This is a genomic window from Flavihumibacter cheonanensis (genome assembly GCF_022352215.1).
Taxonomy (GTDB): domain Bacteria; phylum Bacteroidota; class Bacteroidia; order Chitinophagales; family Chitinophagaceae; genus Flavihumibacter; species Flavihumibacter cheonanensis.
Genome location: NZ_JAKRWF010000001.1, coordinates 841802 through 863827, shown reverse-complemented (window position 1 = coordinate 863827; position 22026 = coordinate 841802). Strand labels below are relative to the sequence as shown.

At 44.5% G+C, this 22026-nt stretch carries 19 protein-coding genes; 4 read left to right on the top strand and 15 right to left on the bottom strand.

Translation table 11 applies throughout. The features are described 5' to 3' along the window. Nucleotides 1-3: 3 nt before the first annotated feature. Both MD536_RS03780 and pdhA read right to left on the bottom strand, forming a co-directional pair. Nucleotides 4-684 carry a YfgM family protein gene (locus MD536_RS03780; RefSeq protein WP_239595943.1) on the bottom strand — a complete coding sequence of 227 codons (681 nt, stop codon included), beginning with the start codon at nucleotides 682-684 and terminating at the stop codon, nucleotides 4-6. Between the two features lie 17 nt (nucleotides 685-701). Then, nucleotides 702-1697 (bottom strand): pyruvate dehydrogenase (acetyl-transferring) E1 component subunit alpha, encoded by a 996-nt coding sequence (gene pdhA, locus MD536_RS03775; protein ID WP_239595941.1) that lies wholly within the window; start codon nucleotides 1695-1697, stop codon nucleotides 702-704. A gap of 79 nt (nucleotides 1698-1776) precedes the next feature. Here pdhA and recF point away from each other — a divergent pair, with 79 nt between their 5' ends. Beyond that, entirely contained in the window at nucleotides 1777-2865 is a 1089-nt protein-coding gene (recF, locus tag MD536_RS03770) for a DNA replication/repair protein RecF (RefSeq protein WP_239595938.1), read from the top strand. 379 nt (nucleotides 2866-3244) lie between these two features. Next, the gene (locus MD536_RS03765; RefSeq protein WP_239595936.1) at nucleotides 3245-3526 is read left to right on the top strand and encodes a DciA family protein; all 282 of its coding nucleotides are present in this window, start codon (nucleotides 3245-3247) and stop codon (nucleotides 3524-3526) included. Nucleotides 3527-3528: 2 nt separating this feature from the next. Here MD536_RS03765 and MD536_RS03760 read toward each other — a convergent pair whose 3' ends face one another. From MD536_RS03760 to MD536_RS03750, 3 genes are read right to left on the bottom strand one after another with little or no spacing between them, the layout of a single operon-like run. Then, entirely contained in the window at nucleotides 3529-4668 is a 1140-nt protein-coding gene (locus tag MD536_RS03760; protein WP_239595933.1) for an ABC transporter permease, read from the bottom strand. A gap of 9 nt (nucleotides 4669-4677) precedes the next feature. Then, nucleotides 4678-5763 (bottom strand): BT_3928 family protein, encoded by a 1086-nt coding sequence (locus tag MD536_RS03755; protein WP_239595932.1) that lies wholly within the window; start codon nucleotides 5761-5763, stop codon nucleotides 4678-4680. 6 nt (nucleotides 5764-5769) lie between these two features. Then, the gene (locus tag MD536_RS03750; RefSeq protein ID WP_239595931.1) at nucleotides 5770-6336 is read right to left on the bottom strand and encodes a DUF1599 domain-containing protein; all 567 of its coding nucleotides are present in this window, start codon (nucleotides 6334-6336) and stop codon (nucleotides 5770-5772) included. A 31-nt stretch (nucleotides 6337-6367) separates the two neighbouring features. On the opposite strand from MD536_RS03750, the gene folP reads away from it, so the two are divergent. Further along, entirely contained in the window at nucleotides 6368-7198 is an 831-nt protein-coding gene (gene folP, locus MD536_RS03745; protein WP_239595930.1) for a dihydropteroate synthase, read from the top strand. Nucleotides 7199-7346: 148 nt separating this feature from the next. On the opposite strand, the gene MD536_RS03740 is transcribed toward folP, so the two are convergent. Continuing rightward, complete coding sequence (locus MD536_RS03740) at nucleotides 7347-8252, bottom strand: FKBP-type peptidyl-prolyl cis-trans isomerase (RefSeq protein WP_239595929.1); 906 nt, start codon at nucleotides 8250-8252, stop codon at nucleotides 7347-7349. Between the two features lie 3 nt (nucleotides 8253-8255). Beyond that, nucleotides 8256-9269: a DHH family phosphoesterase gene (locus tag MD536_RS03735; RefSeq protein ID WP_239595928.1), complete on the bottom strand. Its 1014-nt coding sequence runs from the start codon at nucleotides 9267-9269 to the stop codon at nucleotides 8256-8258. A gap of 58 nt (nucleotides 9270-9327) precedes the next feature. Between MD536_RS03735 and MD536_RS03730 the strand changes: the two genes are divergently transcribed. Next, on the top strand, nucleotides 9328-9747 hold the full coding sequence (locus tag MD536_RS03730) for a nucleoside-diphosphate kinase (protein ID WP_239595927.1): 420 nt from the start codon (nucleotides 9328-9330) through the stop codon (nucleotides 9745-9747). A gap of 92 nt (nucleotides 9748-9839) precedes the next feature. On the opposite strand, the gene MD536_RS03725 is transcribed toward MD536_RS03730, so the two are convergent. From MD536_RS03725 to thrS, 8 genes are all read right to left on the bottom strand, one after another. Continuing rightward, nucleotides 9840-10718 carry a TraB/GumN family protein gene (locus tag MD536_RS03725; protein WP_239595926.1) on the bottom strand — a complete coding sequence of 293 codons (879 nt, stop codon included), beginning with the start codon at nucleotides 10716-10718 and terminating at the stop codon, nucleotides 9840-9842. Between the two features lie 2 nt (nucleotides 10719-10720). Beyond that, nucleotides 10721-11587 carry a DUF6089 family protein gene (locus MD536_RS03720; protein ID WP_239595925.1) on the bottom strand — a complete coding sequence of 289 codons (867 nt, stop codon included), beginning with the start codon at nucleotides 11585-11587 and terminating at the stop codon, nucleotides 10721-10723. Between the two features lie 126 nt (nucleotides 11588-11713). After that, entirely contained in the window at nucleotides 11714-13108 is a 1395-nt protein-coding gene (locus MD536_RS03715; RefSeq protein WP_239595923.1) for a type III PLP-dependent enzyme domain-containing protein, read from the bottom strand. A 132-nt stretch (nucleotides 13109-13240) separates the two neighbouring features. Continuing rightward, nucleotides 13241-13585 carry a 50S ribosomal protein L20 gene (gene rplT / locus MD536_RS03710; RefSeq protein WP_150847143.1) on the bottom strand — a complete coding sequence of 115 codons (345 nt, stop codon included), beginning with the start codon at nucleotides 13583-13585 and terminating at the stop codon, nucleotides 13241-13243. A 35-nt stretch (nucleotides 13586-13620) separates the two neighbouring features. Beyond that, a complete protein-coding gene (rpmI, locus tag MD536_RS03705) occupies nucleotides 13621-13881 on the bottom strand; it encodes a 50S ribosomal protein L35 (protein ID WP_438839263.1) in 261 nt (86 codons plus the stop codon). Between the two features lie 53 nt (nucleotides 13882-13934). Then, on the bottom strand, nucleotides 13935-19199 hold the full coding sequence (locus MD536_RS03700) for a S8 family serine peptidase (RefSeq protein WP_239595921.1): 5265 nt from the start codon (nucleotides 19197-19199) through the stop codon (nucleotides 13935-13937). Nucleotides 19200-19313: 114 nt separating this feature from the next. Further along, a complete protein-coding gene (infC, locus tag MD536_RS03695) occupies nucleotides 19314-19904 on the bottom strand; it encodes a translation initiation factor IF-3 (RefSeq protein WP_234866102.1) in 591 nt (196 codons plus the stop codon). A gap of 47 nt (nucleotides 19905-19951) precedes the next feature. Then, a complete protein-coding gene (gene thrS / locus MD536_RS03690; RefSeq protein WP_239595919.1) occupies nucleotides 19952-21889 on the bottom strand; it encodes a threonine--tRNA ligase in 1938 nt (645 codons plus the stop codon). Nucleotides 21890-22026 lie beyond the last annotated feature (137 nt).

Here is a 22026-nt window from a genome sequence, read left to right as displayed (position 1 = left end):
TGATTATAATTCTCCCAGTCGCGCCAGGTATTTATCCACTTCAAATCCTCTTTCTGAACGAGGATATTTTTCCTTTATCAATTTATAAGACTCAATCGCTTCCTTATTTTTTCCAAGGCTTTCATACAGATAACCACTACGGAACAGGTATTCAGCAGAATTGAATTCATCTTTTTCAAAGATGGCGGCTGCTTCGCGGTATAGTTTGGCAGCTTCTTCTTTTTTACCCTGCTCAGCATAAGTATCAGCTAATAAGGATTTAGCCCTCGCACTGATTTGTAAAGAAGAAGTTGAAAAATCTTTCAGGTGCTTTTCTGCATTGGCGAAATCACCCTGCTTCAAATAAATAGCACCAGCGTAAAAATGAGCCAGATTAGCTGCCTTTGTACCGCTGTATTTATCCATGATCTTGAGGAAACCCGGATTGGTTGCATCTCCATTCAAAGCGAGTGCAAGAGAATCCTGCTGGAAATATTGCTGTGCTCTGAAAATAGCATCATTGGCACTCTTTTCTTTTGGCTCGGCAACCAGGTATTTATACCCTACAATCCCACCTGCCACCACGATGATGACAGTTAATCCTATCAGGATGTTTTTACTGTTCTGCTGCCAAAATCCAGTAACCTTATCTACCACCTCCATTGAGGCATCCGGCTGTACCGGTACATTCGTATTTTCCGCCATGTTTTAGTTGTATTCTGTTAGTCTACGATATAAGGATAGTTCTGATCCACATAAATGTCTTTCAACACTTCGCTGTCGTCTGGCCAGGGGCTTTCCTCAGCAAATTTCACTGACTCTTCCACTTCCTGTTCAACGCGTTTGTCAATTGCAGCGATCTCTTCTGCAGTGGCGAATTTGTTGTCAAGCAGTGTTTTTTTCACCATTTCAATCGGATCTCTTTGTTTGTATTCTTCCACTTCTTCCTTCGTGCGGTATTTCTGTGGGTCAGAGATGGAATGGCCTTTGTAACGGTATGTCTTGATTTCGATCAGGGTCGGACCGTCACCCTCACGGGCACGCTTAACCGCTCTTGCAACACTTTCGTGGACCGCTTCCGGACTCATACCGTCGATTGAATCAGCCGGCATTTCGTAGGCATCTGCCAGTTTGTAAATATCATGTACGTTGGAAGTACGCTCAACGGAGGTACCCATCGCATAATTATTGTTTTCACAAATGAAAATAACCGGGATTTTCCAAAGCATGGCCAGGTTAAAAGTTTCATGCAGGATTCCCTGGCGGGCAGCACCATCCCCGAAGAAAGTCAGGCAAACCGCATCAGTCCCTTTGTATTTTTCAGCAAAGGCGATACCGGCACCCGTACCGATCTGTGCTCCAACAATACCATGCCCACCAAAGAAGCGTTCCTTAATACCAAAAAAGTGCATGGAACCACCCTTCCCTTTGGCACAACCAGTGGCTTTTCCATAGAGTTCGGCCATACAGGCTTTGGCACTGATACCTTTGGCAAGTGCCAGACCATGATCACGATAAGCGGTAATGAAGGCATCCTCAGCCTTTGTAGCTGTCATACATCCGGCAGCAATTGCTTCCTGCCCAATATAAGCATGAAAGAAACCGCGGATTTTTCCTTCCATTTTGTATTTCTCTTCAGCCTTCAGTTCAAACTGGCGAATCAGCTGCATCAGCTCATACCAGTAGAGATAGGTCTCCTTTGAAAATTTTGTTGCCACTTGTTAAGTTTTGAGACGGGCAAAGATAAGGGAAAATTCAGCTAACCAAGCAGTTAAAGGGTGTAATATTGCATCCATCTTGCTGCACCTGGAATCCATATCGGTCTATCAGTTTAAAAACTATGGAATGGCACAATGGGCCTTCCGGGATCGTATCATTGCTATCAGTGGAAGAAACGGGATTGGAAAGACCAACCTGCTGGATGCCATCTATTTTCTTTGTTTTACCAAGAGCTATTTTCAGCGTTCCGATGCCCACCTGGTATTGCACGGTGCCCAGGGACTACGAGTAGCAGGAAAATTCATTCGCGATGGAAAAACCATTGAGGTAACGGGTGTGATACGGGAAACCGGGAAAAAAACCTTTGCAATTGACGGGCAGCCCTATGATCGTTTATCCGATCATATTGGTCAGTTTCCGGCTGTTTTTATTGCTCCGGATGACGTCCAGATCATACTGGAAGGCAGTGAAGAAAGACGAAGATTTCTGGATGCCCTGCTTTCCCAGGTCGACCCTGTTTATCTGCAGGAACTTATGAAATACAACAAATTGCTGCAGCAACGCAACAGCCTCTTAAAGCAACAGCTGGAAACCGGACGACAAGAGCCTGAATTACTGGAAATCCTGGACCAACAATTGGTGCAGCCAGCTCAGTATGTATTTGAAAAGAGAAGCCACTATTGCACTGAATTGCTAACCCGCTCCATGGAGCGATATGGCTCAATCGCGGGCAACCGATATGCACTACATTTAAAATATGAGAGCCCGCTTCAGTCAGGATCAATGGCGGACCTGCTGAAAATCAACAGACAGCGGGATCTTGCCAGTGGCAGAACCCAGGCAGGAATTCATCGCGACGATATTATCATGTTGCTGGGCGACCAGCCTTTTCGGCAAACCGCCTCTCAGGGACAACGAAAAAGCCTGCTCTTTTCCCTGAAACTGGCGGAGTTTCAGCTCTTGAAAGAGAAAAAGGGATTTGCCCCTCTCCTTTTGCTGGATGATGTATTTGAAAAACTGGATGCAGAACGGATGCACAACCTTTTACAGGAGGTATGCCACGAAAACGATGGTCAGGTATTCGTAACGGATACCCATTCTGAACGGTTAAAGGAAAGTTTTGACCGGTTGGGTATAGGGTTTCAGGAAATTCGGTGCACGGAATAATAAAGAATCTCTGAATTTCAGACCGGAAATAATTTAAAATATTGGCAGCCAGGTAAAAAATTGGGTACGGATTTTCCATTCGTAATCTGGATACAGAAATTTGGTTTTCCTCGGATTGTTTGGCAAGAGGAGGGCTTCTATTCCCTCCCCGCCAAACCCTTCTGCCACTAACCAGAAATAATATTTCCAACTTCTAAAGTCATAATTCCTACTTCTTACTTTCCAGGTTTGGATATAAAAACGGGACCAATAACAGCACAAAGATGCGACAAGTTCTTTATTAGTTGCATCAACAACTAGTTGAATTGTGTAAATTTTACATATTTAGCTGAATGGGTTACTCCGCTTGCCGAATCGGTTCGACACCTATCTTTGCTTCATGGGAGAATTTTCATTGGGAGAAGCGATTCAGCAGTTTTTGCAGAAGAGCCGTTTAAAAGGTTCTGTGCAGGCTTTGCAGATCACAGATGTGTGGGAACAGATCATGGGTAAAACGGTAGCGCGGTATACGGAAAGTATTAAAATTTATGGTGATAAGCTTTATATCAGTACCTCGGTAGCGCCTCTTAAACAGGAATTATTGTTTCAAAAAGAACATATCATCAACCGGGTGAATGAAGCCCTGGGAGAAAAGATTATTAAGGAAGTGGTCATTCAATAAGGTCAATTGATTCGGGCTCTTGGGTCCACCCATCCATATAGCAGATCTGCCAGGATATTCACCAATACAAAAAAAGCAGCGGACACCAGTACGGCACCCATTACAACAGGGAAATCGAGTTTTTCGAGGGCATCTACCGTCAGTTTTCCCAATCCCTTCCATCCGAAAATGTATTCAACAAAAAATGCTCCGGCAAGCAATTCCGCGAACCATCCGGTAATAGCTGTTAAAACAGGATTCAAAGCATTGCGCAGTCCATGTTTCCAGATTATTTTTCGTTCTGAAAGTCCCTTTGCACGGGCAGTACGAATAAAGTCCTGCTCCAGCACATCCAGTAAAGAGGCCCTGGTTAATTGGGCGATAATTGCCAGCGGACGAATACCTAAAGTCAGCGCTGGAAGTATCAGGTTTGCCAGACTTAAATAGGGCTTCCCACTTTCGGTATCCAGGTCAAACCAGGAACCGGTCATATGCAGGCCGGTAAATCGACTCCATACAAAGCCAAATAAATAGGCGATAGCAATCGCCATGAAAAAAGACGGTGCTGAAATTCCCAGAATGCTGGTTAAAATAGTGGTAGTATCGAGCCAGATACCTTTTTTCAGTGCGGCTAACACTCCAAGTGATATACCTGCAAATGTTGCAAACAACATGGCTGCAACTGCCAGCATCAGTGTGCCAGGCAAAGCTTCTGCTATGATGGTGCCAACTTCTCTCCTGCTTTGATAAGAGGTACGTAAATAAGGGCGTTTCATTCCAAGTTCACGCGAACCAAGATCCAGGAAAATTCCTTTTAAATTCTTGCGCTGAATTTCTTCTTCTGTATGTAATCCGATTGGAGAAACATCATTCAGGTATCCCAGGAATTGTTTCCATTTGGGTTGATCCAGGTAGAGATCACGGCGAATATTTTCCTGGGTGGCCTGATCGGCTCTTTGTCCCAGTACAAGTCGTGAAGGGTCTCCGAATCCCTGGAACAGGAAAAAGACCAGCACCACCACTCCCAGCAGCACCAGCCCCCCATAAAATATTTTATTAAATATATACCTGATCATATTCCGTATCCCTTCTCCTTTATCTCCTTTGTCTCCTTTGTCTCCCTTCTTCCCTTCTTCCTTTCCTCCTTTCCTCCATTCCTCCATCTTCCATACTCACCTCACAGCCCACTTCTCCTTTACTACTCCATCCTGTAACCTATACAATGTTACGGGATAACGGGCGGCTGTTTTCACTGCCACAGCATCGCAGCGAAGCAGTAAAACCGGTGTTTCCACGGTAGCTAGCAAGGGCTCAACCTCACCAGCCAGTGATGTGATCACATATATTGGTTTACCTGTCTTTTCTGTATCCTTCTTCAGCTTGATCAATTGTTCCAGGATAGCGGGTTTATCGGTTTCATTCAATGCCTGAATAAACAGCCAGTACATTTCCCCTGATTGATTGATAATGGCGCTGGTGGTATCAGCCCCGCTAGGTGCAAGCAATACAAAGTCCTTAATTTTCGGTTCTGCATTACCCTTGCGAACCAGTTTATCATATCTGCGTACAAAGCTGTAAACGGATTCATCAAAATCATCCGGAAACTGATCTGCTGTAAATTCGACTTCTTCTCCTCCTTTATTGTATACAAACGTGATGACGGTACTATCTGGAATGGCACCTGCCGGTATTTTCATCTGTTCTTCAATCCGGGCTCCTTTTTTATAGGGCAGACAATCCACAATCGGAAGAAAGTTCAATACATACCATTGCAGGCCAAAACTGAATATGGTGGCAACCGCTAAAGCGATGATTGAATTTCGGGTACTCATCGCCGTAACAATCCGATTCCTGTTTACAAAAAGCAATACTATCAGTCCCAGCAGCAGCAGGTCTTTAAGAAAGGATTGATCTGCTGTCAGCGGGATGCAATCTCCAAAACAGCCACAGGTTTTGATCTTTCCGGAGAAGAGGGCGTACCCGGTTAAGAAGGTAAAAAAAATGATCAATACTAAAAGAAGCCAGCTGAATAACCGCATCTTCCAACCTATGATGACGGCTACCCCGGCAATGATCTCAAAAGCGATCATTAAAACGGAAAAGGCCAGCGTGAAATCATTCAACTGATGAAGCCCCCATACTTCAAAAAACTCCTGCATTTTATAGCTGAGGCCGAGTGGATCATTGGCTTTTACCAGTCCGGAAAAAATAAACAGGAGTCCGACAATATATCGGGTAATTGTTTGGATGAGTTTCATACTTTCTTAGTGTTTTCCTTCCTTTAAAAGGATCAGTGCAAATGCTGCATAATTGAAGATATCGAGATAATTGGCATCAATGCCTTCGCTGATAATGGTTTGTCCGTCGTTTGCCAGAATCTGCCTGATCCGCATCAATTTGGCCAGGATAAGATCGGTAAAACTTGCCTGACTCATATCTCTCCAGGCTTCTCCATAATCGTGATTCTTTTGGGCCATAAGGGAGCGCGCCCGATTCACCTGGTCGTCGTAAAGTTCAGTTACTCTTTGAGCAGCCAGGTTTTCTTCCGGATCTCCGGCCAGTTGCAATTGCATGAGACCAATTACAGCGTAGTTCAGTATACCCATAAATTCCGACTGGATGCTATCGCCCACCAGTTGTTTTTTATTTTCCTGGATGGTGCGAATCCGTTTGGCCTTTATGAAAATCTGATCCACAACGGAAATCGGACGGTAAACCCGCCAGGAAGTACCGTAGTCACGGGTTTTATGAATAAATATCGCTTTGCATTCCCCGATCACTTCGTTGTACTGTGCTGTTGTATTGGACATGGGTTCGAATAAAATGTTCATCTTTATCGTTCAAAAATAAGGATTCACGAGCATGTATACCCTGAATTGCCGAGGACGTTTACTGGTATTGGATCAGCCTGTTGTGATGGGCATCATTAATCTTACTCCTGATTCCTTCTATGCGGAAAGCCGTTCGGCTCAACTGGATGCCGTATTGCATAAAGCAGAGGAATTATTGACAGCAGGTGCTCATCTACTGGATATCGGGGCTCAAAGTACAAGGCCCGGCAGTACTTTTTTAACGGCGGATGAAGAATGGGCAAGATTGGCTCCCATTTTACCTACCCTCATTGAACATTTTCCCAAAGCTTATTTTTCAGTAGATACATTTCATGCTTCCGTTGCAAAACAGGCTTATGAAGCAGGGGTACACCTGATCAATGATATCAGTTTTGGTATGCTGGATCCTGAAATGATTCCTGTAGTGGCAAAAAGCGGTTTACCTTTTATCGGAATGCACATGAAAGGGACTCCTCAAACCATGCAATCGCTGGCACATTATGATGATTTACTACTGGAGCTATCCGATTTTTTCAGGGAACGGATTGCTGCCTGCAGAGCAGCAGGAATTAAAGATTTAATCCTCGATCCGGGTTTTGGCTTTGCCAAAACGATTGAACACAATTTCAAATTATTGAACAGATTGGAGGAACTACAACTATTTGGACTTCCGCTGCTGGCAGGTCTCTCCCGTAAATCCATGATCACTAAAACTCTGGGCATTACTGCCGGAGAGGCCCTGAACGGAACCACTGTGCTCAACACGGTTGCACTGCGAAAAGGCGCTACCATTCTTCGCGTCCACGATCCCAAACCCGCTCTTGAAGCCATCCAACTCCTCGCAAAACTGAATGAGTCTTAATCGAACGCATTCCTTTTTCACCTTTGACCTTTCACATTTCACCTTTTCAAGTCTCACCTCTCACGTTTCACGTCTCACATAAAAAGCCCCCGTTTTACCGGAGGCTTTTCTCATGTGTGTGTTTAATTTTAGTAACAACCAAATGTTACTATTGTTTACCATCAACCGGCGGCATCATTGGATTTTGCTTTGGCTGAGGCATGGTATCATGTACATCTACCACTTCAATGTCGAACATCAGGGCCTCATTCGGTTGGCCACCCGGACCCGGACGAGAACCATAGGAAAGGAATCCTGGTATGTAAAGGGTTCCTTTTCCTCCTTTTGAAAACTGGCGGATACCTTCATCCCAGCCTGGAATCACCTGGCCTACTCCCAATGGGAACGTAATTGGATCCTTCCCAGGTTCCATAGTGGATTCGAATTCCTTACCGGTCAGCATCAATTTTCCGCGGTATTTAACTGATACATATTTTCCGGAATCCGCTTTGGGACCAGTACCTGCCTCATCAATTTTCACATAGGTACCTTTTCCAATTTTATTGGCAGAAATATTATTCTTCCTGATGTACTCATCTACGATTGCCTGATCACGGTCTTTTTGTCCGGCCATTTCTTTGTCCTGGATAGCCTGTACCTGCTGTTCATTGTCCAGTACATCTGCAACACGCAAATGCAGGTAAAGCTTATCGCCCTTTTTCATAAAAGGAGGCAACATGGGGTTTTGTTTCATGAGGCTGTCAACATCCTGAACAACCACAACACTGTCACCTTTGTGAAGGAAACGAAATACTTCTGCTGCATTATAAACGGGGCCTACACTATCTACCCGAGTAAAAACGGGCATGCCGCCTTCAGAAGTCATAAGGGTAGAGTCATTGATTTTTTGTGTATAATGAATCTGGAGAAACTGGCCGATTTTTACCTGCGGACCGCTGCCTTTTTCCACAATCTTATACGTTATACCGCTGGGAGTTTTGCTGTAGTCGGTACTACCACAGGCTGCAAATAAGGAGGCAGCAATTGCTGTTGAGAATAGAAGCGTTTTTGTCATTTTTTATATCAGTTGAAATTCTGATGCGTTTTCTTTAACCACCTGTCTGAAGGTCTTTAAGGTTTCTTCCAATGAGGCACTGCTTCTGCCGCCGGCAGCATTAAAATGGCCTCCCCCTTCAAAAAAGCGACGGGCAAAGGTATTGACATCTACATTACCCTTGCTTCTGAAGCTCCATTTTCTTTCTTCATCCCGATCAATACAGATAGCCGCCATTTTGATTCCGCCTATAGAGAGCGGGTAATTAACCAATCCTTCCGTATCTCCTGTTTTAATGTCGTAACGCAACAGGTCGTTTTTCGGAACATATATCAATGCTGTATTGTACTCATAAAAAACTTCCATACGATTAGTCAGTACATGACCAATAAACCGCAGGCGGTTTTCCATGAAATTATCATACAGGTTTTCGTGAATAACCGTATGATTAAGCCCGGTTTCCTTCAATCTGGCAGCCATTTTATGTACACTTACGGAGGCAGCAGGGAAACGGAAGGAACCGGTGTCACCAATCAAGCCGGCATACAGGCAGGCAGCTACATCTACATTTAGATATGTCTCCAATTGTGCCTCCAGAATGAAATCATAAATCATTTCACAGGTGCTGCTTTTTGAAATATCGCTGATGCCGAAATCAAAACTTTCTACTGCAGGTTGCTGATGATGATCGATCAAGACCTTGGTAGCCGTTGCGGCTTCCACCACAGGAGCCAGGTGCTTTGTACGGATCAGGGTATTGAAGTCCAGGCAGAAAATCCAATTCGCTTCTGCTATTATTCGGGCCGATTTATCACGGGTTATTTCATAATTAAGCACTTCCTCGGTACCAGGCATCCAATCCAGAAAAGCAGCCCAATTGGTGGGGGAAATAACGGTAACCTGATGACCCAATGCTTTTAAAACCTGCGACAAGGCAAGAGAAGAGCCCATTGCGTCGGGGTCCGGTTTCTGGTGCGTAGTGATAACAACCCTGGCAGGTGTTGCCAGTTTCGGATAAATATGATGTATTGGTAGCATAAAGCCGGGCAAATGTAGGTAAAATTAGCTACCTTTGCGCCCCAAAGAGCAAGTATATATGAGTAACAGAACATTTACGATGATCAAGCCGGATGCTATGAAAAATGGTCATGCCGGTGCTATCCTGGACCGTATCATCAAGGAAGGATACCGTGTAGTGGCCCTGAAAATGACGAAGCTGAGTGCTGAAAAAGCAGGTGAATTTTATGCTGTTCACAAAGCTCGTCCTTTCTATGGCGAACTGGTTGATTTCATGAGCAGTGGCCCGATCATTGCCGCCATCCTTGAAAAAGAAAATGCTGTTTCCGCTTTTCGTACGCTAATCGGCGCAACTGATCCCGCGAAAGCAGACGAAGGAACCATCCGTAAATTGTTTGCCACTTCCCTTGGTGAAAATGCCATTCACGGTAGCGATAGCGATGAAAATGCTGCGATTGAAGGAGCCTTTTTCTTCAGTGGGCTGGAGGAAGTGAAGTAGGAAGTGAGATGTGAGTTGTGAGACGTCAGATGTGTAAAAAGTGAAAAAATAAGGGCCTCCCGGTGGGAGGCTTTTTTGTGGGCTGGAGTTTATTAGCGGACCGGGTTTGACACTGGTTCAACCTTGTATCCGGCTTTTTTCAATAGGTTCAATACCCCTTTTTCTCCCGGCAGGTGAGCCGCACCAACGGCAAATAAGGCCGGCTGCTTTTTCATAGCGGCCTCCATTGCAGGAATCCAAATGGCGTTTCTGCCATATAAAAAAAGTTCAAGATAGGAACTCACTCCACCCTCTTCTTCAAGAGTTAATTGTTCAATCTGGTCCAAATCCTGCGCTAAATAGATTGCAGCCATTCGGTTGGTAAAACTATCCTGTTTTGCTTCTTCATCAATTGCTTTCAGTAATTCTTTCGCCTGTTCTTCATAAGGAATGCTATCAAAAACGCTGGCCTGAAATTCAATCGATTCCAAGCCGCTGATCAGTTTCCCTTCTTTCTTTGCCTGTTTAAGTATCAATTCTTCCATACCCGTTTTAGTAGCACAGGGCATTTTGGCTTCACTAAGCATGGCAGCTACAAAATACGGTTTGAATCGCTCCATCATGCTAAGTGGCAACACCGTTTTGTTATTGGAAAAATAGTTTTTGACGCGCTGGTATTCATCCGGACTAAGCAGGTCGCCAATCTTTTTGTTATCCTTCATCCGGATGAATTTGAAAACACCCAACATTTCGCCAGGGTTATCCATATCAATTTCGAAAAATACCTGCTCTGATCTGGACAATGCCGACAGCAGGCTATCACTCATCATCTCTTCCGCTGAACAGAGTAAATGCATGGTACCAAAAATAAAAGACGGCTTACTTAATCCGTTTCCACTAACCTGCCATAATAAGGTTTTGGGTTGTTGAGCTGATATGGACAGGTTCAAAACCAAAACGCTGATAACGCTAAAGAACAATCGAAATTTCATATTCAGTATATATTACGCGGACAATCGAGTTGCCGTCCCATGGATTTACCATTATATCCGGAGCGGCCTCCACCTCCCAACCGGAAATTTACAGTGATTCCCTGGAAATAATACCAGTCTTTGAATTCAGGTCCGCCACGAACAGCACCCGTAGGATAATTCGGATTAGCACCTCCGTTTTTTAGTTCATCTGTGCGATAGGCCAGCTCAACGGCAAGCGGTCCCCTGGCTGCCAGCAATTGATCCGGATCCGCATAAGTGATACTTACATCGTCCAGGTAATCTGTAAACGTTTTACGTAGACCAACTTCGTAACCCAGCGTAATTCGCTCGTTTACTCTTAACATAACGCCACCTCCAAATGGAATAACCAGTTGTACCCGTTTATAAAATTCTCTTTCCGGATAAGCAGCCAGTCCTTGTCCTTCTGTACCCAATGGCTGGAGGTAAAATTTATTGCCGAGTGTATCATGCGTATAGGGATCAAATCCAAATACGCCTACACCTGCTATCAGATAGGGTGACCATTTTTTTGTTTCCAGATCCATAAACCGAAATACCGCCTGAACACTTCCCTCCAGGATCTGGCTTTTAAAATTCAGGTTTCGGTTCCGCAAGCCGGCGTCTTTATTGTACCGGTCATCAGCACTGATTCGGCCATAATTAGCTATCCCACGAACCGAAAAATATTTGTTAATATCGTATTGTATGCCCAATCCGAGAGCAATCTGGGCCTGTTGGGTAGTAAAACGCCGGTCCTGCAAATCGCCCTGGTAATTGGCCACTCCACCAAAGCCCACCAATTGCCAGCCTTGCGCCATAAGGGATACAGGTAAAAAAGCCAGTAAGGCCATCAGAAAATTTCGCATAAAGTCGGTTATAAACTAAAATTAGCAAGTTTTGAGCCAAGCTCTAAGCGTTAAAACACGGGACTTTAGTATGGGAAATTAAAAAAGGACCTCATGTAAGGTCCTTTTGAATTCGGTAGCGATTGATCAATACCCAAGTATTTTCAGCATACTCTGAGCAGACTGTTCTTTGGCATATACCCAATCTACCAGTTTTCCATTTTTGTCGTGGCCCACAATGATATGCTTCGGAGATGGAATCATACAGTGTTTGATACCTCCATAACCACTGATCTGGTCCTGATAGGCACCGGTATGGAAGAAGCCGAGATACAGCGGTTCCCCCGTCCCAACCTTGGGAAGAAACACTTCGTTGATATGTTCTTCTGAATCGTAATAGTCATGCGAATCACAGGTGATGCCTCCCAATACGACTCGCTGGTATTCTTCATCCCATTTATTAATGGGTAATAACAGGAAGCGTTCACCAATACCCCAGGTATCGGGAAGTGTAGTAATAAAAGAAGAATCAATCATGTACCAGATCTCCCGATCATTCTGGGTTTTCTGGGCTATAACCGAATAGATATGTGCCATGCTCTCCCCTACCGTATAACTTCCAAATTCGGTGTAAATATTCGGCATAGGCACTTTCGCCTTTTTACAGGCAGCCTTGATATTACTTACAATTTCATTAATCATGAACTGGTAATCATAATCAAATCCCAATGAGTGTTTAATAGGGAAGCCGCCACCGATATTAATGCTGTCCAGTTCAGGGCAGATTTTTTTCAGCTGACAGTAGAGGTTGATTACCTTATTCAATTCAGACCAGTAATAGATATCGTCTTTAATACCCTTGTTCAGGAAGATATGCAACATCTTCAGCTGGAATTTATTTTCATAACCTTCGATCTGGTCGACATAAAATTCCAGGATATCTTTTGCCCTGATACCTAAGCGGGAGGTATAAAAGGGAAAATTAGGCTCTTCTTCTGCGGCTACCCTGATCCCGAGTTTAAATGGTGCACGAACCGATTTACGGTAGTCTTCCAGTTCGTTTACATTATCCAGTACAGGAATTACATTTTTAAATCCGCTGTTGATCAAACCCGCAATCCGTTTGGTATACGTCTTCTGCTTGAACCCATTACAGATGATAAAGGTTTCCTTATTGATTTTTTTTCTGGCGTAGAGTTTTTTAATGATGTCTATGTCATAAGCATACGATGTTTCCAGGTGGATATTATGCTTAAGCGCTTCTTCCACCACAAAGGAAAAGTGAGAACTCTTCGTACAGTAACAATAAAAATACTCCCCTTCATACTTATGCTTTTTGAAAGCATTCGCGAACATTTGCTTGGCTTTGTTGATCTGCATGCCAATTTTCGGCAAGTAAGACAACTTAAGCGGTGTCCCATACTTATCGATAAGTGCTTTCACATTAAGGCCATTGAATTGGAGGTAATCGTCTTTTACCTCGAAACCTTCCTGGGGAAAATTGAAGGTTTGATCTACCAGGTCGAAGTAGGTATTGTTCATCTAGCGGAAAACGTGATTAATTGGGTGATACATATAAGGCACAAACCTATAAGAAAATCATGAATAATAGGGAAATAAAAAAACCGGCTCCCTAAGGAACCGGCTAATTCTTATGGAGTATATCCTGATAGCTTATTTTACAGAAGCAACCAGGGCCTTGAACGACTCGGGATTGTTCATTGCCAGGTCGGCCAGTACTTTACGATCCAGAGTAATTCCTTTTTCATTCAGTTTGTGAATGAATACGGAATAAGTCAGACCTTCTTCACGTACTGCTGCGTTGATACGGGCAATCCAAAGAGCGCGGTATTCACGCTTCTTCAATTTACGGCCTACATAACTGTAGGTCATCCCTTTTTCAACCAGGTTTTTGGCTACTGTATATACATTCTTACGTTTACCATAGTATCCTTTGGCTTGGTCAAGAATCCTTTTTCTGCGTGCTCTTGAAGCTACTGCGTTTACTGAACGAGGCATATGCTAATGAGTTTAAATTTGGTGGTTAAATAAAATTATTTAAGACCCAACAGGCGTTGAACAAAGAATAAATTGGGTGCTGCAACAACGCCGTCCTTGCGCATAGCTCTTTTCCGTTTTTTGGATTTCTTGGTGAGGATGTGACGCTTGTGAGATTTCTGGTGTGTGATCTGTCCGGAAGCTGTCACCTTGAAGCGCTTCTTTGCGCTTGAATTGGTTTTTACCTTTGGCATTTTGATAACTAAAAAAGTTACGCCCTGCTGGCGCCCCACACCGGTGGGAACTTTGTGAGCCATTTGGGCAATACCACCATGTTGCCATGATGCCCCTAAGGGAGCGCAAAGGTATATCAGTTTGCCGAAATAACCAACCGCAATGTCTTTTTTTGTTGTCCGGCACTTACCCTCAACACATAAACTCCGGCTGGAAGCCCCCTGGTTAGGGGTGCCAGGCTAATCCAATTCGATCCTGCGACTATACTGTTTTGCCTAACAGCCAGGCGTTTTCCCGCGATATCGGTTAATTCAAGCTGGAGCTGAGCACCATCCAACCGGTCCAGTTTCAATTTCATTTGATCACCCGGACCGGGATTCGGATATACCTGAACATTCAAGTCCGACTCAAACTGAACGATCCGAATTGCGGAATAACGCACGGTTCCGTTTGCATAAGTAAGTTTCAAACGGTAATAATAAGTTTCAGGCACCAAAAGTTCTGGGTCTGTGTAGGTACCAGTAAGCGGACTGCCTGCATTCATATCCCTGGTGTATAGAGTTTCAAATCCTCTGTCGGAACTAGTGGAGCGTTCCAATTCCAAACGACTTACCCCGTTCCAGTCTGCTATTGACCAGTCCAGCCGCGCCTCCCGCTCTTTACCGGAACGAACTGCCATAAAATCCAGCACCGCCATCCGGGTATTAAGGCCCATATAAAACTCTCCGTATAATCCGGCAGGAAGCTCTATGTAATAACCTTTGTCATACGGCACGAGATCAAAACCTTCCGGATCCCATACCGTTTCATACCCTTCCGCATTATCAGACAAGCGCTGATTAACAGTTGATACAGGTCCCGCGTAGCGGAAAACAGAAAGGTCATACGCACTTAAGCTTTTTGAACAGGTATCACAGGGATTGGTATTTAACCAGGACTGGATCTTATCATCCGAAATATACAGGCGCACCCTGCCATTTTGAGCAAGAGAACTGATTCCTGTTTGAAGAGACCAGTTATATGGAATAACCGGATTGCCGGATAGCCCGGACGATCCTTCCAACTGGGCAAAGCGAATTTGTACATTCCCGGCTGCCCCCTGCTCTGGCTTCAGCTCCGCCAACAATTGATTTGAACTAAGCGCAGGAGTAAAACCGGAATCCCTTACCGATAGATTCAACAGTCCACTGGAACTACCTATAAAAGAAGGATAATTCCTATTATAGATATGAAAATCATCTAGTAAGAAACCACCAGGCGTTCTGGGCATTACGTTTGAAAATCCATTTCTGGCCAGTGATAGCAATCGGAATTGGACCCTGCCCAGGTTGTTTGGCAAGGAGGTAGTAATCAATCTCCATTGATTGCTACCAACCGGATCACAATCTGTCCAGGCTGATTTTGCAGTGTTGTTATACCAGTTCACTTGGTCGGGCTGTTCCAGCAGTCGAATCCAGGTGCGACCAGTATCAATAGAATATTCAAGGAAAACTGAATCTCTGCCTTCACACAATTGTTTATTTACGGATGCAGATAAATATGGCTGTTGCAAACCAGTCAGGTCAAAAACCGGACTCACCAGGTATCCTGATGGAACGATAAAACCGATTCCCTGAATAGACGCAATCCATTGGGTGCCCCAGAAAGCTTTTCCATTTGCTGCCTTATATGGAGCGATGGATTCCGTTAATCGGGAAGAATGCTCATACAGGAAGGTGGATCCCCAGCCCGATTTCCCCTGCTCAAAGCCCTCGAAATAGGGAAATTGGTTAATTTTTCGCGCATAGGCCCAGGTTGCACTCAAGCTGTCATCAGCAGCATTTTCATCCCCTTCAGCATGGACCCAGGCTTTTACAGTTGCTACAGCATCAGGCCAGTTCAAAACAGGAATCCCAAAGCTTACTATAGCAGTGTCACCTGCAGGAATAGATGGCACCTGCAGGAATTGCCGTTTCCCATCCGGCGTTTCGATCCCAAATGCTACTGCTGAACTGGGAGTTAACCTGTTGTTTCTTGCCCAGAGGTAACTGAGCACAGAGTCCCCATCTGTAACGTTTTGTTTTTGATAAGCAAAATAAACCAGCTTGATGTCTTCTGAAACTTTAAAGAAACGAAGCTTTTTAAGCACCTGCAATTGTTGCTGGTAACTGGAATGAATAAACCTTAACCGGATCTGAAAACTGGAGCTGAATTCCTGACCGTGTTTAGCTAAAACATCACTAATATTCAGGTAGTCAATAACCGGTTGTTGGGTCATTGGATCCAGCAGTGCAACACCCAACCAGGAGGAAGTATCATTTCCCCTTATAAAACAATCCATTTTTAGCTGGCCAAAATCAGGAATATCCAGAAACATTCGAATATCATCAGTAACTGAATAATTCTCAAAATTATAATTACCAATAAGTTGCAATATTTGGCCTTCAATTTTACTACTAATAAATAAGCCCTGATTTGGACGAGTATTTAATTTCAAAGAAGCTGCTGTAATTCCTGCATCCCAGGCAGTTAAACCAGTAAGGCCAGGGTATCCGGGAGAATTAATACTGGTATCTGAAATACTTTCCAGATTTTCTTCAAATGGGAGTGTTAAAGGTTCTGTAGTAAGATACCGCCAATTTATGGCGGTGGTATCATTTGTTGGATTGATATCGTTTGCAGCCTTTAAAACTAACCTGAGATTGGCCGATTCTCCCGGAGCTCCTATGGGTCTCAACCGGGAAGTCCAGGTAAAGGGCTGTGCCGGATTCCATTTCCTTACGATCGTATCAGATCCCAGCAGCACTTCATTTTTATAGAGGCGCAGGAATACAGTATCGCTAATAGCCAGGCTACCTTCATTACGTACCACCACTGTAAGGGGGTCCAACGAATCTTTAACTGAAGGAGCCCTGCTTACCAGGAAGGCTTGTTGTACAGAAACAGACAGGTCTCCATTGGTTCCCGTACCTGAACAAATCCCAGAACCAGTTAGTAGTCTTTTCGCAATGGCGCGCTCTCCAAATAGTCCGTTCAGAATCGGTTGAACCGTAAACCAATAGGGTTTTCCAGTACTTAATCCATCCACCTGGTAACTGGTATCGGAAGTAATTCCGATCCGTTCCATTTCCGTTCCATTATACTTAAGTACTGCAAAGGAATCGATTCCGGCGGGTTTGGTCCACCGCAACAGGCCGCTGGATTCACAGGTACTTGAAACTGTAAAATTAATTTCAGGCATAATGCGGAAAGGGGCCGAAATACGTTCCAGTCCGCTTGGAACATGTGTTACTTTTACCAATACCGAAGTGTTGGTACTGGAAGGAATGGTCCAGGACCTCCACCCTGGTTGAGACACTCCGCTGGTAATGGGTGTCCAGCTAATACCATTATTCTGAGAAAAAGAAAAACTGTATTCGTCGTTTTCATGACCAGGAAACCGCCATTGTATTACGCGGCGCTCTGCATGTTTAAACAGTTCTCCTCCGGCTGGCTGTAAGAGTTCGAATCCTGCTTCTTCCCAATTGTATACGATTTTATATGGCTGAGGACCAAAAGGGACTTCAAAGCCTTTTACTCTCACACGATATCTGCCTGGGAGCGCACGATCAATTACTACCTGCTCAATATTATTCAACCGATCTTTTCCCCTCGTTGCCTGTGCCAGCACTCCTGCTGCGCTGGTATCCAGAATAAATGGATCATATACGGATCCATCGGGCAATTCAACAGTTATATCAAGGTCGTTTACCAATGCTTTGGCGGAGTAAAAAGAAGCGGGGCGATCATGCCAGTATAGCATAATCCGAAAATCAGTGACTTCCTGGTCAAGTTGGATTTCCATAACCTGCTCCTGCTGGTGATTAACTTCTCCGGAAAACCACTGCTTTTTGTTCATCGTCTCCAGGGCTTTGTAAGTATTCAGCCAGCCAAAGCCATTGGCAAAATCAACATATGGCGTTCCAAGATCTGTTGCGGTATTGCAAAGCAGGGCCTTCATAAGCGCACCCTCCGGATCTGCTCCATTAAAAAGTTGGCGATAACGTTCATAGAGTAATGCCAGTCCGCCTGAAACCTGAGGACAAGCCATGCTGGTTCCATCCAGGCGCCCATAATTATTATTGGTTGTGGTAGATAAAATATTGGTACTAACTGCCACGATTTCGGGTTTGACCCTGCCATCGAGCGTAGGCCCTTTGGAATATACATTTACTGAACCATTGTCGTTGGTACCACCTACAGTCAGCACATTTTTGGCAGCCTGAAATGCATTGTCGATGGTCCGGTAACTAACGGGAAAGTTACCGCATTGAAGCGTTCCGGCATTGCCTGCCGCGAACACATGCATCAGGTTTGGCATATCGAGTAATTGTTGATCTGCCTGGCCACAGTAACCTGAGTATTGACCTGAATAAGGCAAACAGGAACTTCCTGCACCATAGGAATTATTCGTAATGACCATCCGTTTCTCCTGGTAGAGCCGAGGTGTTTGAAAAATAATCGTATTGAAATAATCTACCTCAAGCTCGGCATTAAAAGCGTAACCGCGCATAACTGGATTAATATTCCCTTTTCCAGCCATCGTTCCGGCCACATGTGTCGCATGGGTGTTACCGTTATACAATTGCCCTTCCTCATAAAAGTTATGATCTATATGGTAGATTCGGCCTCCATCACCAATTCCCATGGTCACACCTTTTCCAGTTAATCCAGGCAAGCCATTTGCGCCCAGTTGAAGCAGGTTCCCAAAATGAGATTCAGTACCAATCAGATTTAGCTCAAAAAGTTCGGGTGCGGGCAAAGCATACAGGGTAAAAGGTTCGGCCAGTAATTTTTCAAGGGCAGGGCCATTCAATTTCATCTCCAGCATTCGGTTGTAGAGCTGTCGGATTTCTCCGGATGCAGGCGCATCTTTTCCAAGTAAGGAGTTGATCTGGCGGACAGCAATTGCTGAATCCATTCCTTCTGTAAACCAGATATGCCAGTTGGTTTTTGTCTGGTTGTTTTGAAGTGTTGCTTGTTTTGAATATCCGGATTCCTGTTTCAGGCTGGTTGGCAATATAAAGAGACCGGTTATACCCAAAGCCCTGAGCTCCGGTTCTGAAACAGGCTGACCCAACCTGGCCAGGTAGGTCTTGCCCGGTACATATTCAAGTAATTCAATACCCTTTGAGGTCAGGTATTTTATATTTTCCTGGGTTGGTATATCCTGAAACCTGAGAAAAAAGGTTTGCTTACTGGAATTGGCATGAAAACTTTTCCAAAAGGCAGCCGATGGTGGAGCCGAGGCAAAAAATTGATTGGCCAACGGATCTTTGAACAGTACGGTTTGGGCGCCTGGAGCCGGGTGCTGCGCCCAGGTTGCCGTATGACAGCTGAGCAAAAAAAGCAGAACCCTGACGAACAGCAGGGGTTTAGGCATATAAAAGATATCTTCTTAAATATAACCCCTAATTCGACATTTTCGTATGTGTGTGGAAGGATTTTAACGACAACAGCCCGCAAATGCGGGCTGTTGTATCTTATCCGGAGGCAATTATTCGCCACCTTCCTTTTTCTTTTTCTGACTTTTTGGTGCCCAGATAGCAAGCATCCGCTTTCCTTCCATCTTGGGCATCCCTTCCAGTACACCGAATTCAGACAGTCGCTCTGCAAACTTCAGGAGCAACAATTCTCCGCGGTCTTTAAACTGGATCGCCCTACCCCGGAATTGCACATAGGCCTTTACCTTATTCCCTTCTTTAAGGAATTCTTCCGCATGTTTAGCCTTGAAATTGAAGTCATGGTCATCCGTATTAGGTGTAAAACGGATCTCCTTCACTTCACTCTGCTTGGCTTTCGCCTTCATTTCCTTTTCCTTTTTCTTCTTCTCGTAAAGGAATTTATTATAGTCAATGATCTTACAAACCGGAGGATCTGCCTGGGGGGAAATCTCCACCAGATCAAGTCCCTGATCCTGGGCCATTCGCTGTGCTTCCTGGATGGAATAAATACCTACTTCTACATTATCCCCAACCAGTCGGACCTGTGGTACACGAATCATCTGGTTGGTTCTGTGTTCCTGCTGCTGTTCTTTTTTGAACCTGGGATTAAAAGCCCCCCTGGGAGGCCTGGGTGGAAATGCCATTTACTTTATTTGGTTAAACAATTTACTTCCCGAAATTAAATCATTTTTTAATCTCCGCTACTCCGTTCCTTAATTTCCCGTGTAATAACGGTTACAAATTCTTCAATACTCATCGTGCCGGCGTCTCCCTTGCCCTGTCTGCGAATGGAAACCTTGCCTTCACTCACTTCTTTCTCACCTACAACTAACATGTAAGGTACCCTTTGAAGTTCAGTGTCTCGGATCTTTTTTCCGATTTTCTCGTTTCTGTCATCAATAGATACTCGTACCCCCGCTGCCTTCAACTGATTTTTAACCGTTTGGGCAAAGTCCATGAACTTATCACTAATTGGCAGGATTTTTACCTGTTGCGGGCTCAGCCATACTGGCAGTTTACCTGCATAGTGCTCCAGCAGGAAGCCAATAAACCGCTCATGGGTGCCAAGCGGAGCACGGTGAATAATCAATGGAGTATCGTGATTGTTATCAGCTGTGGTATAGCTCAGTTTGAAGGAGCGGCCCTGTGAAAAATCAACCTGGTTGGTAGCAAGGGTAAACTCACGACCGATTACACTATAGATCTGAACATCTATTTTAGGACCGTAAAAAGCCGCTTCATCCTGGACTTCTACAAAAGGAATTCCGGATTCAATGAGTACCTGCCGAACCATTGTTTCGGTCTCTTTCCAGAGTTCCGGTTCATTTACATATTTCTTACCCAGCTTTTCAGGAGAATGCAAACTGAGTCGCATGATGTATTTATCAATTCCGAAAATCTTAAAATACTTCAGATACATTTCATTCACCGCGCGGAATTCCGATTCGAACTGCTCCTTGGTGCAATAGATGTGTGCATCGTTCATATGCAGGCAACGTACCCGCATCAATCCAAATAATTCACCACTTTGCTCATACCGGTATACGGTTCCATATTCGGCTATGCGGTAGGGTAAGTCGCGATAACTCTTTGGCTCCGCTGCAAAAATTTTGTGGTGGTGCGGACAGTTCATCGCGCGCAGGTAATATTTCTCTCCTTCAAGTTCCATTGGCGGATACATGCTATCGGCATAATACGGCAGGTGACCACTGGTGAGGTACATGCTTTCTTTAGCGATATGCGGAGTAACTACCCGATGGTAACCAGCTGCTTCCTCGGTTTCCTTGGCCAGTTTTTCCAATTCTTCAATGATGATGGTACCGTTGGGCATCCACATGATAAGCCCCTGACCTACATCATCGTCCATAGTATAGATGCCAAGCTCTTTACCCAGTTTGCGATGATCACGTTTTTTAGCTTCTTCCAGCATTGCCAGGTATTCATCCAACTCTTTCTGGCTGGGGAAACTTACGCCGTAAACGCGGGTAAGCATTTTGTTTTTTTCATCTCCTTTCCAGTACGCGCCGGCAATGTTGGTGAGCTTCACTGCTTTGATCAAGCCGGTATGCGGGATATGGGGTCCGCGGCAGAGATCAGTAAATGCTCCCTGGGTGTAAAATGTAATCTCACCATCCTGCAGGTTTTGCAGCAGGTCAAGTTTGTATTCGTCTCCTTTCTCTTCAAAATAGGCAATCGCATCGGCCTTTGAAATTTCTTTCCGGAGGAAGGGGTTGTTTTGTTTGGCCAGCTCTTTCATTTTGGATTCGATCACCTTCAGATCTTCTTCATGTAGCGGCCTGCCTCCTAAATCAATATCATAGTAAAATCCATTCTCAACGGGAGGTCCCACCCAGAATTTAACCCCGGGAAAACGATCTTCAATCGCTTCAGCCATAAGGTGAGCAGTAGAATGCCAGAAAGTGCTTTTAGCATCTTTTTCTTCCCAGGAAAGAAATTTAATAGAGGCATCCTGATAAATCGGGCGATTCAGGTCCCATACCTGTCCGTTTACGCTGGCAGCCAGAATTTTACGCGCCAGGCCTTCGCTTATTGATTTGGCGATGTCAAGAGAAGAAGTACCGGGGGCATATTCGCGCTGGGCTCCATCCGGAAAATGAATTTTGATCATTGGTTGTACAGTGTTTTAACTTTGCAACTCCTACGAACGAGTTGAAAGGAGTGCAAAATTAACGAACTATTGCCACAATAACTGGTTGAGTGGTATATAATTGAGGATCCTTTTTTCTTAAATTGAACGACTAACAG